The sequence below is a fragment of the Streptomyces sp. NPDC006296 genome, assembly GCF_040613235.1.
GTDB lineage: Bacteria > Actinomycetota > Actinomycetes > Streptomycetales > Streptomycetaceae > Streptomyces.
Genome location: NZ_JBEXRT010000044.1, coordinates 20094 through 34007, shown reverse-complemented (window position 1 = coordinate 34007; position 13914 = coordinate 20094). Strand labels below are relative to the sequence as shown.

Annotated in this window: 12 protein-coding genes and 1 pseudogene; 6 read left to right on the top strand and 7 right to left on the bottom strand. The window is 74.0% G+C overall.

The features are described from left to right. Positions 1-2 precede the first annotated feature (2 nt). From ABZ172_RS25325 to ABZ172_RS25310, 4 genes are all read left to right on the top strand, one after another. Positions 3-89 carry a putative leader peptide gene (locus ABZ172_RS25325; RefSeq protein WP_311605579.1) on the top strand — a complete coding sequence of 29 codons (87 nt, stop codon included), beginning with the start codon at positions 3-5 and terminating at the stop codon, positions 87-89. A gap of 112 nt (positions 90-201) precedes the next feature. Next, positions 202-741, top strand: coding sequence for a cysteine dioxygenase (locus tag ABZ172_RS25320; protein WP_356886793.1), 540 nt, complete (start codon positions 202-204; stop codon positions 739-741). Beyond that, positions 738-1145 carry a rhodanese-like domain-containing protein gene (locus ABZ172_RS25315; protein ID WP_356886755.1) on the top strand — a complete coding sequence of 136 codons (408 nt, stop codon included), beginning with the start codon at positions 738-740 and terminating at the stop codon, positions 1143-1145. Before ABZ172_RS25320 ends, ABZ172_RS25315 begins: the two co-directional genes overlap by 4 nt. Before the next feature lie 271 nt (positions 1146-1416). Further along, positions 1417-2067 carry a hypothetical protein gene (locus ABZ172_RS25310; protein WP_356886753.1) on the top strand — a complete coding sequence of 217 codons (651 nt, stop codon included), beginning with the start codon at positions 1417-1419 and terminating at the stop codon, positions 2065-2067. Between the two features lie 189 nt (positions 2068-2256). Here ABZ172_RS25310 and recX read toward each other — a convergent pair whose 3' ends face one another. From recX to ABZ172_RS25290, 4 genes are all read right to left on the bottom strand, one after another. Continuing rightward, positions 2257-2949, bottom strand: coding sequence for a recombination regulator RecX (gene recX, locus ABZ172_RS25305; RefSeq protein ID WP_356886751.1), 693 nt, complete (start codon positions 2947-2949; stop codon positions 2257-2259). Between the two features lie 3 nt (positions 2950-2952). After that, positions 2953-4083, bottom strand: coding sequence for a recombinase RecA (recA, locus tag ABZ172_RS25300; RefSeq protein ID WP_356886749.1), 1131 nt, complete (start codon positions 4081-4083; stop codon positions 2953-2955). A gap of 248 nt (positions 4084-4331) precedes the next feature. Then, positions 4332-5453: an AI-2E family transporter gene (locus ABZ172_RS25295; protein WP_356886747.1), complete on the bottom strand. Its 1122-nt coding sequence runs from the start codon at positions 5451-5453 to the stop codon at positions 4332-4334. Between the two features lie 211 nt (positions 5454-5664). Continuing rightward, on the bottom strand, positions 5665-5859 hold the full coding sequence (locus ABZ172_RS25290; protein WP_356886745.1) for a DUF3046 domain-containing protein: 195 nt from the start codon (positions 5857-5859) through the stop codon (positions 5665-5667). A 79-nt stretch (positions 5860-5938) separates the two neighbouring features. Between ABZ172_RS25290 and ABZ172_RS25285 the strand changes: the two genes are divergently transcribed. Beyond that, positions 5939-6853 (top strand): hypothetical protein, encoded by a 915-nt coding sequence (locus ABZ172_RS25285; protein WP_356886743.1) that lies wholly within the window; start codon positions 5939-5941, stop codon positions 6851-6853. 42 nt (positions 6854-6895) lie between these two features. On the opposite strand, the gene ABZ172_RS25280 is transcribed toward ABZ172_RS25285, so the two are convergent. From ABZ172_RS25280 to ABZ172_RS25270, 3 genes and pseudogenes are all read right to left on the bottom strand, one after another. Next, positions 6896-7201 carry an AzlD domain-containing protein gene (locus tag ABZ172_RS25280; RefSeq protein WP_356886741.1) on the bottom strand — a complete coding sequence of 102 codons (306 nt, stop codon included), beginning with the start codon at positions 7199-7201 and terminating at the stop codon, positions 6896-6898. Positions 7202-7467: 266 nt separating this feature from the next. Further along, a pseudogene (locus ABZ172_RS25275) lies at positions 7468-8151 on the bottom strand (AzlC family ABC transporter permease); the annotation flags it as partial. Positions 8152-8197: 46 nt separating this feature from the next. Beyond that, complete coding sequence (locus ABZ172_RS25270) at positions 8198-9061, bottom strand: AraC family transcriptional regulator (protein WP_356886739.1); 864 nt, start codon at positions 9059-9061, stop codon at positions 8198-8200. Positions 9062-9163: 102 nt separating this feature from the next. Here ABZ172_RS25270 and ABZ172_RS25265 point away from each other — a divergent pair, with 102 nt between their 5' ends. After that, entirely contained in the window at positions 9164-13876 is a 4713-nt protein-coding gene (locus tag ABZ172_RS25265) for a DEAD/DEAH box helicase (RefSeq protein ID WP_356886737.1), read from the top strand. Positions 13877-13914 lie beyond the last annotated feature (38 nt).

The window sequence follows — 13914 nt, the reverse complement described above, 5'->3', positions numbered from 1 at the left end:
ACATGACCGACACCGATGTGCGCCTGTGGCGGAGGGTCCATATGGACCTCGTCCGCTATGCGGGCTGCGTGTGTCGCCCGTCCTGCTGAATCGCCTCTCCCGGCACGCCGTGCTGTTCCGTACGCGGCCGTGCTCCCACGCGAACTTCTCAGGACGGCCCCTGTGTCTGCACCCTCTTCCCCCCTCACCGGCCCCGCTTCGGTGCCCGCGCCTGCGCTCGGCGCACCGGCCGGAGGCACGGACGCCCCGGCCCCGACCGCCGCGGAGCTGCTGGACTTCGTCCGGCGTACCGCGGAGGACAGCGCGCTCGTCGCCTCGCTCCCGCTCGATCCCGAGGGGCGGACCTGGCTCAGGCTCGACGGCCCCGGCGGCAGCGAGGCCTGGCTGATCGGCTGGCCCCCCGGCACGGGGACCGGCTGGCACGACCACGCCGAGTCGACGGGGGCGTTCACCGTCGCCGGCGGCGCCCTCAGGGAGCACGCGCTCGCCGCACGGCTGCCCACGGACGGCTGGAAGACCCTGGAACTGAGCGAGGGCGTCGACCGGACCCGGCTCCTGGCGACCGGCCAGGGCAGGGCCTTCGGCAGGCACCATGTCCACGAGGTGCTGAACGAGTCCGGAGACACCCACGCCGTCTCGGTGCACGCCTACTACCCGCCGCTGCCCCGGATCCGCCGGTACAGCCGCTCGGGTGCGGTGCTGCGCCTGGAGCAGACCGAAAGCCCGGAGGACTGGCAGTGAGCGACGCGGACCAGCGGCGGGAGGCCCCGGTGGGCATCGACGAACTGCTCGAACAGGTGCGGGCCGGCTACGAGCGGGTCGGTCCCCGGGAAGCCGCCGCCGAGGCAGCCGAGGGCGCGCTGCTGGTCGACATCCGCTACGCGGCGCTGCGCGAGGCGGACGGGCTGATCCCCGGCGCACTGGTCGTGGAGCGCAACGAGCTGGAATGGCGGCTCGATCCGCAGGGCAGCCACCGCGCGCCGCAGGCGGTCGGCCACGACCTGCGGGTCGTGGTCATCTGCAACGAGGGCTACGCCTCCAGCCTCGCGGTCGCCTCCCTGCACCGGCTGGGGCTGCACCGGGCCACGGACCTGACCGGCGGCTTCCAGGCGTGGCGCGCGGCGGGACTCCCGGTCGCCCTCTGAGCAGCGGCACCCGGTCCGGCCACGGGCCGGGTGCCGTCGGAACCGTCGGAACCGTGCTGAGGGCCCCGGCCCTCGGCACCCCCCTGCGGCCACATTCCCAGCGTCCCTCAGCGGCCCTGTTCCGCTCACCGGCGGCCCCTGCCGGCGGGCGGAACAGGGCCGAACGGTGTTCCGCACCCACTCGAACGCACCTCTCCGGTGGAGCAATCAGCCCGCACGACGCACATTCGCCTCGTCCCCGAGGACCGCAATGTACGGAGATGGCGCGCCGATGGAAACCGCTCAGCTCACCCCGGACCGACTCGACGCCCAGTCGTCCCGGCTGCACGACTCGGACGCGTGGCAGCGCATCGTCACCGGGTGGGAGCGCACCGCCCGGGAGCCCGCTCCCCCGAGGTCCGCGGCGGCGGTCGAGGAGGTGCGGCCGGCGACGCGGCCCGCCCGCCCGGACGCCTGGCGAGACCTGCTGTCCGTGCCCGTCGACCGGCTCGTCGAGGACTCGCTGCGCTCCCTGCCCGCACGGCGGATCCGTGAGCGCCCGCTCCCCGGGCGCCTCGGGGCCGTACTTCCCGAGCGGCTGCACGCCTGGCGCCGCATCGGGCAGCCCGACGTCCGTCCGTCCACGCACCTCGGCTACGCGCGGCAGATCCTCACCGAGTGGGGCTGGCAGAACACGCCCTACCGTCTGCGCAACGCGAGAGGAGCGCGCTGCGTCTGCGGGGCTATGCTGACCGCGCACCGCCTCGGCCACGGCTCGCTCGACACCGTCGACCGCGCCGGTGCCTGGATCATCACCGAGCTGCGGGCACGGGGCTGGACCGATCTGATCGGCCCCTGGAACCGTCACCCCGGCCGCACCGCCGCGGACGCGCTGGACCTGATCGACGCCACCATCCGCCGGGCGTCCCTGGCGGGCCACTGAGGCAACGGCGCAGGCCCCCACGAAGACCTACCTCCGGACGCCCGGTGCACCCGCGGCGGCACCGCCGAGTGGCCCCACGGCCCCGCGCCCCAACGACCCCGCGGCCTCGCGGCCCCGCGGCCCCGCGCCGGCTGACGCGTCGTCCCCCGCTCCCTCCCGGTCGTCGCCGTCAGAGCGGTCGTCGTCCGTTCAGAAGGGCTCGTCGAGCCCTTCCGTGTCCTCCCCCTCGGCCTCGATCGCCTGCCGCACCACACGCAGGGCCATCCCCTCGCCGTATCCCTTGCGCGCGAGCATGCCCGCGAGCCGGCGCAGCCGCTTGTCCCGGCCCAGCCCCCGGGTGGAGCGGAGCTTTCGCGCGACGAGCTCCCGCGCGGTCTCCTCCTCCTGTTCGTGATCGAGCTGCCCGACCGCCTCGTCGATGACCGTCGGGTCCACCCCCTTGGTGCGCAGCTCCCGTACGAGGGCGCGGCGGGCCAGCCCTCTGCCGTGGTGCCGGGACTCGACCCAGGCGTCCGCGAACGCCGCGTCGTCGATCAGCCCCACGTCCTCGAAGCGCGAGAGCACCTCTTCCGCGGCCTCGTCGGGGATCTCCTTCTTGCGCAGGGCGTCGGCGAGCTGCTTACGGGTCCGCGGGGTCCCGGTCAGCAGTCGGAGGCAGAGGGCGCGCGCCTGCTCGACCGGATCGCGCGGTTCCCCTTTCTCGGCCCTCGACGAGGAAGGGGAACCGCTGCTTCTGGAGCGGGAGCGGGAACGACGTCCCGCCCCCTCGCCGAACCCGGCCCCCCGGCCGGGCTCCGGGAGATCCCCGGACGGTTCTGCGGCGTCCTCGGGGCCGGGTACCGCACCGGCTTCGGTGCCCGGCCACTCCGTGCGACGCGTCACGGCCTAGCTCTTGGCCGCTGCGGCCTTGGCGGTCTTGGCCTTGGTCGCGGGAGCCGGCACCGCCTTGGCGGCTGCGTCGGCCGGAGCACCTGCGGTGACCGCGGCATCGGCTGCGGGCTCCGCGGACGGGTCCTCGGGACGGACCCCGACGCCGAGCTTCTCCAGGATCTTCTTCTCGATCTCGTTGGCGAGGTCGGGATTGTCCTTGAGGAAGTTCCGAGCGTTCTCCTTGCCCTGGCCGAGCTGGTCGCCCTCGTACGTGTACCAGGCGCCGGCCTTGCGGACGAAGCCGTGCTCCACGCCCATGTCGATCAGGCCGCCCTCGCGGCTGATGCCCTGGCCGTAGAGGATGTCGAACTCGGCCTGCTTGAACGGGGGCGCGACCTTGTTTTTGACGACCTTGACGCGGGTGCGGTTGCCCACGGCGTCGGTGCCGTCCTTGAGGGTCTCGATCCGGCGGATGTCGAGGCGCACCGACGCGTAGAACTTCAGCGCCCGGCCACCGGTCGTGGTCTCCGGGGAGCCGAACATCACGCCGATCTTCTCGCGCAGCTGGTTGATGAAGATCGCGGTGGTCTTGGACTGGTTGAGCGCGCTGGTGATCTTACGGAGCGCCTGGCTCATCAGACGGGCCTGGAGACCCACGTGCGAGTCGCCCATCTCACCCTCGATCTCCGCTCGGGGCACCAGGGCCGCGACGGAGTCGATGACGATCAGGTCGAGCGCACCGGAGCGGACCAGCATGTCCGTGATCTCCAGCGCCTGCTCTCCGTTGTCCGGCTGCGAGAGGATGAGGCTGTCGATGTCGACGCCGAGCTTCTTCGCGTACTCCGGGTCCAGAGCGTGCTCCGCGTCGATGAACGCCACGGATCCGCCGAGCCGCTGCGCGTTGGCAACGGCGTGCAGCGTCAGCGTCGTCTTGCCGGAGGACTCCGGGCCGTACACCTCGACGACACGGCCGCGCGGCAGGCCGCCGACGCCGAGCGCGACGTCGAGCGCGGTGGAGCCGGTCGGGATCACTTCGATGGGCTCGTTCGGCCGCTCGCCGAGGCGCATCACCGCGCCCTTGCCGAATTGCCGTTCAATCTGTGCGAGTGCGGCGTCCAGCGCCTTCTCGCGGTCGGTTCCTGCCATGGGTTCCACCCGATTTGCTTGAGTCGATCGCTTCACGTCACAGACGCTAACCCCTGCCACTGACAATGGGCCTCGACGTCCTCCCGGCCTGTGGACAACTCCACGGTCGGGCCCGGGAAAACCCGGCCGGAATCCCATAAGAATGGATGTTCGATTTTAGTGTCAAGCGCACCACGCCGGGCCGCCGGGGGCCGGAGGCGTGCCGTACGACGGCCGGGACCGGCGGTGCCGGATCCCGGCCGGGTGAGCTACCCCGCCGCCCGGCTGCGCACCGCACGGCGGATCCTGGACGCCACCGGCTCGCCGCGGCGCGCCCGGCGGCCGCCCTGCACCCGCGGGTCGTCCATGACGTCGTAGCGCTTCACGTAGGCGCCCAGGAACGCCTGGAGCGTCGCGACGGCGGGGATGGCGATCAGCGCACCGACGGCGCCCATCAGCGCCGTGCCCGCGACCACCGAGCCGAAGGCGACCGCGGGATGGATGTCGACCGTCCGGGAGGTGAGCTTGGGCTGCAGCGCGTAGTTCTCGAACTGCTGGTAGACCACGACGAAGCCGAGCACCCACAGCGCGTACCAGGGGTCGACGGTGAAGGCGATCAGCATGGGCAGCGCACCGGCCAGGTACGTCCCGATCGTGGGGATGAACTGCGAGACGAGGCCGACCCACACGGCGAGCGCGGGGGCGTAGGGCACCTCGAGCACCATCAGCAGGATGTAGTGCGCCACCCCGGAGATCAGCGCCATCAGGCCGCGCGAGTATATGTAACCACCGGTCTTGTCGACCGCGATCTCCCAGGCGCGCAGCACCTCGACCTGCCGCGCGGGCGGCAGCACCGAGCACAGCGCACGGCGCAGCCGGGGGCCGTCGGCTGCGAAGTAGAACGAGAACAGGAAGATCATCAGAAGGCGGAACAGTCCGCCCAGCACGGTGGTGGAGACGTCGAGCACACCGGTCGCGCTGTTCTGCACGTACCGCTGGAGCCAGTCGGAGTGCAGCAGGCTGTCCTGCACCTCGACGCGGGAGAGCTCGGTGCGGAACGTCTGGTTGACCCAGTTGATCACCGAGTCGAGGTACTTGGGGAACTCCTCGACCATCTCGACGATCTGCCCGGCCAGCATCGAGCCCAGCAGCAGGACGAAGCCGATGGAGGCGATCAGGACGGCGATGAAGACGAGGAAGGTGGCGAAGCCCCGGCGTATCCCGCGCTCGGCCATGCGGCTCACGGCCGGCTCGATGGCCAGCGCGAGGAAGAAGGCGATGAGGATGTTGGTCAGCAGCCCGATGAGCTGGAGGAAGGCCCAGCTGCCGAGGTGGAAGCACCCGTAGAGCGCCAGGGCGAGGACCATGGCGCGCGGCAGCCAGCCGGGCATGCGGGCGGCACCTGCACCAGGGGGCGGACTCGGTGGTGAGGCCGGCGGATCGGGCGGCGAGGCGGGGGTCTGGGTCTGGGCGGTCTCGTCTGTCGGTGCCACGGGACAAGTCTCGCTCACCGCGGTGACACCCGGTCCCCCGGCCCCGGGCGTTCGCACCGGCCGGGACGGCCGGCCGGCGCGTTCCGGCCGGTGCCGGGCGCCGCCGCGCTCAGCGCTTGTCGGGAGGCACGCCCATCGCCGAACAGACCCCGCGCCAGACGTCCTTGGCCTCCCAGCCGGCGGCGAGCGCCTCGTGCACCGTACGGCCGCCGAGCTCCGCCATGACGTGGTCGCGTGCGAAGGAGTCGGCGTACGCCTCGCCGAAGTGATCAGCCATCCGTTCCCAGAAAATCGTCAACCGCATGCCCCCAGTATCCCGCTCCTGAGAGTGCAGCCGGGCCGGGAGGACCTTGCCGGGGGCCTTTGCCCTCTACGGTCGGTCCATGGCTGGAACCGGAGCACATCCCCTCGCCCGCGCGGAGCAGTTCGTCTGGCTCACCGCACGCGTCCTCGAGCAGCGGCGGTTCGCCCACCTCTTCCTGGGAGGGAGCGCGGACGCCGTCGAGACCGCGCTCGCCGCCCACCGGAACGAGGACGGCGGCTACGCCCACGCGCTCGAACCCGATCTTCGCGGACCCGTGAGCCAGCCGCTGCACACCGCGCACGCACTCAGCGTCCTCGACTCGATCGGCCGCTGCGGCGGCCTGCGCGTGGAGCGGATCTGCCGCTATCTGACGGACGTGTCGACCAAGGAGGGCGCGCTGCCCGCGCTGCTCCCCTCCCAGCGCGGCTACCCCGCGGCCCCGTTCGTCCCCGTCGTCGACGATCCGCCCGCCGAGCTCCTCGCGACCGGCCCGGTGGTCGGCCTTCTGCACCGCAACCAGGTGTGGCACGCCTGGCTCTTCCGGGCCACCGACTTCTGCTGGGCCGCCGTCGACGCCCTGGAGCAGTCCCATCCGTACGAGATCCAGGCCGCCGTCGCCTTCCTCGACGGCGTACCGGACCGTGCGCGTGCGGAGACGGCTGCCGACCGGCTGGGACGGCTGGTGCGGGACCAGCGGCTGGTGGTGCTCGACCCGCAGCGGCGTGCGGAGTATCCGGTCGCCCCCGGCTACGCCCCGGGGGAGCACCACTTCCCCCACGACTACGCACGGACCCCGGGGTCCCTCGCCCGGCGCTGGTTCAGCGACGGCGAGATGGAGCGGTCCCTGGACCATCTGGAGTCCGGCCAGCAGGAGGACGGCGGCTGGCCGGTCAACTGGCGGCAGTGGGCCCCCGGGACGGCCCTGGAGGGCCGTCCGATCGTGACGATCAGAGCCCTGCAGACCCTCCGGGAGTACGGCCGCGCCCTGCGCTGACGCGCCCGGACCGCGCGCGTCACGTGCCGTGCGCCTCCCACGTCAGAGCAGGGCGCGGACGGCGGCGGTGACCACGACCGCGGCGCCGACGACGACCAGGAAGGGAGCGCGCAGGACGAGGGCGAGCGCCGCCGCGGCGAGTCCGGCCGCCCGGGCGTCGAGCGCCAGGTGCGGTCCGTCGCCGAAGGTCTGCTGGGCGGTGAGGGCTGCGAGGAGCGCCACCGGCAGGAGCGCCGCCAGCCGTTGCACCAGCGGACGTTCCAGGGCTCCGGCCGGGACCAGGAGGCCCAGGAGCTTGGCGAGGTAGCAGCCGACGGCGGTGAGCCCGATGGCGATCCAGATGTTCATCGGCCCTCCCCGGGCGTCGGGCCTGCGGACGTCGAGCCTCCGCGCGTCGCGTCCCCGGACGGTGTGCCGTCCCCGGGCGCCGCGTCCCCGGGACCCCGCTCCCCCGGCGTCGGGTGCCCGGGCGTCGCGTCCGCGGGCAGCACCCGCCCGGGCGTAGAACCCCCGGGCGGCGGCTCCTCCGGCGCCGGGCCCCCGGCGGCGTGCTCGTCCGGGCCACCCGTGGCGCCCCGGCCGTCTCCGTCGTCCCGTGTCCGGGCCTGGGCGCGGCGCCCCTTCAGGACGAGGACGACCGGGGCCGCCAGCGCGGACATCAGCACGGGCGCGCCCGCCGGCAGCACCGGGAGGAGTCCCAGCACCAGCAGGACGGCGAGCCCCGCCGTGACGCGCTCCGTGGCGCTGCTCAGCATCGGCGCGAGCAGCGCGAGGAACACGGCCGGGCTGGCGGCGTCCAGCCCCCAGGCATCGGTGTCGCCGAGCGCCTCGGCGCCGAACGCGCCGAGCAGCGTGGTCAGGTTCCACAGGGTGTAGAGGGTGAGGCCGGTGACGGTAAAGCCGATGCGCGCGGCCCGCCTGGTGGGCTGGGGCAGGGTGACGGCGGTCGTCTCGTCGATGACCCACTGGGCGGCGAGCGGGCGCAGCGCGCGCGGCAGGGCGAGGAGCTGGGAGAGCCGCAGCCCGTAGAAGGCGTTCCGGACGCCCAGGAAGAACGCCCCGGCCGCGGCGGTGTAGGGGTTCCCGCCTGCTGCGAGGGCGCCCACGAGGGCGAACTGGGAGGCGCCGGTGAAGACGAGGAGGCTCAGTGCGCAGGTCTGGAGGAGGGTGAGCCCCGAGCCTGCCGCGGTCACGCCGAAGGCGAATCCGGAGAGGCCCACGGCGATGCCCACGCCGAGTGCGTCCCGGACGACGGCCGCGTCCGGTTTCTCCGTGTCCGCGTCCGGTGTGCCGCGCACGCCGGTGTTCCGAGGGGGTGCTGTCTGCTCTGCCACGCCCGGAACGCTACGGGGAGGTGGTGCCCGCGGTCTTGTACGTTCTTGCGCGCTCACGCCGGTAGGCCCCCGGAGGGACCCCGACGATCCGGGTGAAGTGGCGGTTGAGGTGGGGCTGGTCGGTGAAGCCGACGGCGGCGGCCGCCTCGGCGGGGGCGCTCCCCGCGTCGAGCAGGCGGCGCGCACGGCGCACCCGGGCGTCGGTGAGCCAGGTGTGCGGGGGCATTCCGTACCGCTTCCTGAAGGCCCGGAGCAGCGCGAAGGGGCTGGTACCGAGCTCGGCGGCAAGTGCTTCGAGGGTGGGCGGGCGCTCCATGCGCTCCTCCAGCGCCGCCCGCGCGCGTGCGGCGTCACGGGCGCCGGCGGAGTGGGTGGCGGCACGCGCCGGGACGCCGCCGTGGTGTTCCAGGAGCCGGGCGACCAGGACCCGCAGGACGCTGTCGGCCGCCAGGGCGTTGCCCTGCTCAGCGGCACGGTGGACCTGGGTGATCAGCCCGGCGGCGTACGGATCCGGCACCGCGGTCTCGGTGAAGCCCACCGTGCCGCGGGCGCCGGTCAGCTCGGCCGCGATGTCGTTGACGGCCCGGGCGGACGGGTAGAGCGTGGCGTACACCCACCCCTCGGGCACTCCGGCGCGGGCGCTGTGCGGCACCTCCGGGTTGATCATGACCACGGTGCCGGGTTCCGCGTGCACGGTGCCGCCGGGGAGGCCTACGTCCTCGACGCCGCTGGTGACCGCGCCGAAGACGTAGCCCTCGTGGCTGTGGCGCGGAAAAGTGTGACGGACGTACCGGGCACGCAGCAGATCGAGGCCGGGCAGCTCCGCGTACTGCCAGTGCCGCGCCCACTCCCGTGGCGTGTCCACCTCCGTCATGCTCGTATTCTCCCAGGTCCGGCCGGTGCACGAGATCCGCGGCAGGGGTGCGGCGGGCCGGTTCACCGGCCGTTGTCGGTGGTGGGGTGCACGATGGGGGGCATGGCAGGTTCCGCACTGGATTCGTTCTCGCCCGCGACCCGCGGCTGGTTCGCGGGGGCCTTCGACGCGCCCACCGCCGCGCAGGAGGGTGCCTGGCGGGCCATCGGCGAGGGTTCGGACGTGCTGGTCGTCGCGCCGACCGGATCGGGCAAGACGCTGGCCGCGTTCCTGGCCTCGCTCGACCGGCTGGCCGCCGCCCCGCCGCCGGCCGAGGCGAAGAAGCGCTGCCGGGTGCTGTACGTGTCCCCGATGAAGGCCCTCGCGGTCGACGTGGAGCGCAATCTGCGGTCGCCGCTGACCGGGATCCGTCAGGAGTCGGTGCGCCTGGGCCTGCCGGAGCCCGAGGTACGGGTGGGGATCCGTTCCGGCGACACCCCTCCGGCCGAGCGGCGCTCGATGGCCACGAAGCCCCCGGACATCCTGATCACCACGCCCGAGTCGCTGTTCCTCATGCTCACCTCCTCGGCCCGGGACGCGCTCGCCGGGGTGGAGACGGTGATCGTGGACGAGGTGCACGCCGTCGCGGGCACCAAGCGCGGCGCCCACCTCGCCGTGTCCCTGGAGCGCCTGGACGAGCTGTTGCCACGCCCCGCGCGGCGCATCGGGCTGTCGGCGACGGTCCGCCCGGTCGACGAGGTCGCCCGGTTCCTGTCGCCGCAGCGGAAGGTGGAGATCGTCCAGCCGCCGTCCGCCAAGAAGTTCGACCTCTCCGTGGTGGTCCCGGTGGAGGATCTCGGTGAGCTGAGCGGCTCGCCGGCCACGGGTGACGAGGGCGGTCAGGCGGAGAAACCCTCGATCTGGCCGCACGTCGAGGAGCGGATCGCCGATCTGGTCCAGTCCCACCGGTCCACCATCGTGTTCGCCAACTCCCGGCGGCTGGCGGAGCGTCTGTGCAACCGCCTGAACGAGATCGCCCACGAGCGGGCGACGGGCTCCGCGTCCGAGGAGGAGCCGGGAGCGGACGGGCCGCTGCCCGAGGCCCACTCCCCCGCCGAGATCATGGCCCAGTCGGGCGCCGCGAAGGGGGCGCCCCCCGTGCTCGCCCGCGCGCACCACGGCTCGGTGTCCAAGGAGCAGCGCTCCCAGGTCGAGGAGGACCTCAAGGCGGGCAGGCTGCCCGCCGTGGTCGCCACGTCCAGTCTGGAGCTGGGGATCGACATGGGCGCGGTCGACCTGGTGATCCAGGTCGAGTCGCCGCCGTCGGTGGCCTCGGGGCTGCAGCGGGTGGGGCGCGCCGGACACCAGGTCGGCGCCGTCTCGACCGGTGTGGTCTTCCCGAAGTACCGGGGGGACCTGGTGCAGGCGGCCGTCGTCACCGAGCGGATGCGCGAGGGGGCGATCGAGGCTCTGCGGATCCCGTCCAACCCCCTGGACGTGCTCGCGCAGCAGATCGTCGCCACGGTCGCGCTCGACAGCCGGCAGGCCGACGACCTGCTCGCGCTGGCCCGCCGGGCGGCCCCCTTCGCCTCGCTTCCCGAGTCCGCGTTCACGGCGGTGCTCGACATGCTCGCCGGGCGCTATCCGTCCGACGCCTTCGCGGAGTTGCGGCCCCGTGTGGTGTGGGACCGCGTGACCGGCACGGTCACGGGCCGCCCCGGCGCCCAGCGGCTCGCCGTCACCTCGGGCGGCACCATCCCCGACCGCGGGCTCTTCGGCGTCTTCCTGGCCGGCGCGGACCCGAAGAAGGGCGGCGGCCGGGTCGGTGAGCTGGACGAGGAGATGGTCTACGAGTCCCGGGTGGGCGACGTCTTCACCCTGGGCACCACGTCCTGGCGGATCGAGGACATCACCCGGGACCGGGTCCTCGTCTCGCCCGCCCCCGGGGTCCCGGGGCGGCTGCCCTTCTGGAAGGGCGACCAGCTGGGCCGGCCGCTGGAGCTGGGCCGCGCACTGGGCGCGTTCCTCCGCGAGCTGGGCGGGCTGTCCGCCGAGGACGCCGGACTGCGGCTGCTGGCCGCCGGGCTGGACGCCTGGGCCGCGGACAACGTCCTGTCCTACCTCGACGAGCAGCGCCGGGCCTGCGGCCACGTCCCGGACGACCGGACCGTCCTGGTGGAGAGGTTCCGGGACGAGCTGGGCGACTGGCGGGTCGTGGTGCATTCGCCGTTCGGGGCCCAGGTGCACGCCCCGTGGGCCCTCGCCCTGTCCGCCCGGCTGGCCGAGCGGTACGGCATGGACGCCCAGGTCATGCACGCCGACGACGGCATCGTGCTGAGGCTGCCGGACGCCGATCTGATGGGGCTCGACCTCCTCGACTTCGACCCGGTCCAGGCGGGCGCGGGCGGCACCGGCGACGGCCCGGGGCAGGGCGGGCCGGGCCAGGGCTCCCCCGCCGCGGGGTTCGACAGCGACCGGCCCCCCGTCGCCGCCGCCGACGTGGTGTTCGACCAGGGAGAGATCAGCCAGCTCGTCACCGAACAGGTCGGCGGATCCGCCCTGTTCGCCTCCCGGTTCCGTGAGTGCGCCGCGCGCGCCCTGCTGCTGCCCCGGCGGAGCCCCGGCAAGCGCACCCCGCTGTGGCAGCAGCGCCAGCGTGCCTCCCAGCTGCTCCAGGTCGCCTCCGAGTTCGGGTCGTTCCCGATCGTCCTGGAAGCGGTCCGCGAATGCCTCCAGGACGTGTTCGACGTCCCGGGCCTCACCGAGCTGATGGGCGACCTGGAGGCGCGCCGGGTCCGCCTGGTCGAGGTGACGACGCCCGAACCCTCCCCGTTCGCCCGCTCCCTGCTCTTCGGCTATGTCGCACAGTTCCTGTACGAGGGCGACTCCCCCCTCGCGGAGCGGCGGGCGGCGGCCCTCTCGCTCGACTCCCACCTCCTGGCCGAGCTGCTCGGCCGGGCGGAGCTGCGCGAGCTGCTCGACGCCGACATCCTCGGCGAGCTGGAGCGTGAGCTGCAGTGGCGGACCGACGACAGGAAGGTCAAGGACGCCGAGGGGGTCGCCGATCTGCTGCGGGTGCTCGGCCCCCTCACCGACGCCGAACTGACGGAACGCGGCGCGGACGCCTCCTGGGCCCCGGGCCTGGAGACCTCGCGGCGCGCCATCCGGGTCCGTGTCGGTGGCGCCGCGCACTGGGCGGCGGTGGAGGACGCGGGCCGGCTGCGCGACGCGCTCGGCACCGCGCTTCCCGTGGGGGTTCCGGAGGCCTTCACCGAGCCGGTCAAGGATCCACTCGGCGACCTCCTCGCCCGGTACGCCCGTACGCACGGTCCGTTCACCAGCGTTCAGGCCGCGAGCCGCTTCGGGCTCGGCACCGCGGTCACGGACGGGGCGCTCCAGCGGCTCGCGGCGTCGGGCCGTGTGGTGCAGGGGGAGTTCCACCCGGCGGGCATCGGCCAGGAGTGGTGCGACGCCACGGTCCTGCGGCGGCTGCGCCGCCGCTCGCTGGCCGCGCTGCGCCAGGAGCTGGAGCCGGTCCCGCCCGCCGCGCTGGCCGGCTTCCTGCCCCAGTGGCAGCATCTCGGGGACCACAGCCTGCGCGGGATCGACGGGCTGGCGCGCGCCGTCGAGCAGCTGCAGGGTGCCCCGGTCCCGGCGTCCGCCCTGGAGAAGCTGATCCTGCCGAGCCGGGTCGCGGGATACACCCCCGCCCTGCTCGACGAGCTCACGACCGCGGGCGAGGTCGTCTGGGCCGGGGCGGGCGCCCTCCCGGGGAAGGACGGCTGGCTCTCCCTCTACCTGGCCGACAGCGCGCCCCTGCTGCTGCCGCCCCCTCGTCCGCTGGAGCAGACCGCCCTGCACGCGTCGCTGCTGACCGCCCTGTCCGGCGGATACGGCCTCTTCTTCCGGCAGATCGCCGACCAGGTCCGGGCCACCACCCATCCGGACTGCACGGATCCGCAGCTGGCCGACGCGCTCTGGGACCTGGTCTGGTCCGGCCGCCTCAGCAACGACACCCTCGGCCCCCTGCGTTCGCTCCTGGGTTCGGGGCGCACGGCGGGGTCCACCGCGCACCGCGCCAGGCGCACCGTTCCGCGCGGCCGTTACGGCTCGCTGACCCCGGCCGCGCGCACCGCGTCCCGCACCGGTCCGCCGACCGTGTCGGGCCGCTGGTCCCTGCTGCCCCCGGCCGAACCGGAGCCGACCCATCGCGCGCACGCCCTGGCGCGGACGCTCCTCGACCGCCACGGTGTGGTGACCCGGGGTGCGGTGCAGGCCGAGGGCGTCGAGGGCGGCTTCTCGGCGGTCTACCGGGTCCTCGCGGCGTTCGAGGACAGCGGGCAGGCCCGCCGTGGTTACGTCGTCGAGGGACTGGGCGCCGCCCAGTTCGCCATGGACGGTGCCGTGGACCGTCTCCGGGCGGCCTCCACCGCCCGGGACCGGGCCGACCCCGGCTCGGCCCCTCGCGCCCAGGTCCTCGCGGCGGCCGACCCGGCCAACGCCTACGGCGCGGCGCTGCCCTGGCCCGAGTCGCCGGACGGCGCCGGGCACAAGCCCGGCCGCAAGGCGGGCGCCCTGGTCGTCCTGGTCGACGGCGAGCTGACGCTCTACATGGAGCGCGGGGGCAAGTCCCTCCTCGCCTGGCCCACCGATCCGGCCGATCCGGCTCTCCGAGCCGCCGCGGAGGCCCTCGCCGCGGCGGCAAGGGCGGGCACCCTCGGCACGGTCACGGTGGAGCGGACCAACGGCGCCTCCTCCCTCACCTCCCCGCTCGGCACGACACTGGAGGCCGCGGGCTTCCTGGCCACGCCCCGGGGCCTGCGGCTGCGCGCCTGAGGACGGCCCCGGCGCGGACGGGCCCCGCACAGCGCCGT

Bases quoted from the DNA above. Each gene is read 5' to 3' on its own strand.
- ABZ172_RS25325 (WP_311605579.1), top strand. From the start codon at position 3: ATGACCGACACCGATGTGCGCCTGTGGCGGAGGGTCCATATGGACCTC.
- ABZ172_RS25310 (WP_356886753.1), top strand. From the start codon at position 1,417: ATGGAAACCGCTCAGCTCACCCCGGACCGACTCGACGCCCAGTCGTCC.
- recA (WP_356886749.1), bottom strand. From the start codon at position 4,083: ATGGCAGGAACCGACCGCGAGAAGGCGCTGGACGCCGCACTCGCACAG.
- ABZ172_RS25295 (WP_356886747.1), bottom strand. From the start codon at position 5,453: ATGCCCGGCTGGCTGCCGCGCGCCATGGTCCTCGCCCTGGCGCTCTAC.
- ABZ172_RS25290 (WP_356886745.1), bottom strand. From the start codon at position 5,859: ATGCGGTTGACGATTTTCTGGGAACGGATGGCTGATCACTTCGGCGAG.
- ABZ172_RS25285 (WP_356886743.1), top strand. From the start codon at position 5,939: ATGGCTGGAACCGGAGCACATCCCCTCGCCCGCGCGGAGCAGTTCGTC.
- ABZ172_RS25280 (WP_356886741.1), bottom strand. From the start codon at position 7,201: ATGAACATCTGGATCGCCATCGGGCTCACCGCCGTCGGCTGCTACCTC.
- ABZ172_RS25270 (WP_356886739.1), bottom strand. From the start codon at position 9,061: ATGACGGAGGTGGACACGCCACGGGAGTGGGCGCGGCACTGGCAGTAC.
- ABZ172_RS25265 (WP_356886737.1), top strand. From the start codon at position 9,164: ATGGCAGGTTCCGCACTGGATTCGTTCTCGCCCGCGACCCGCGGCTGG.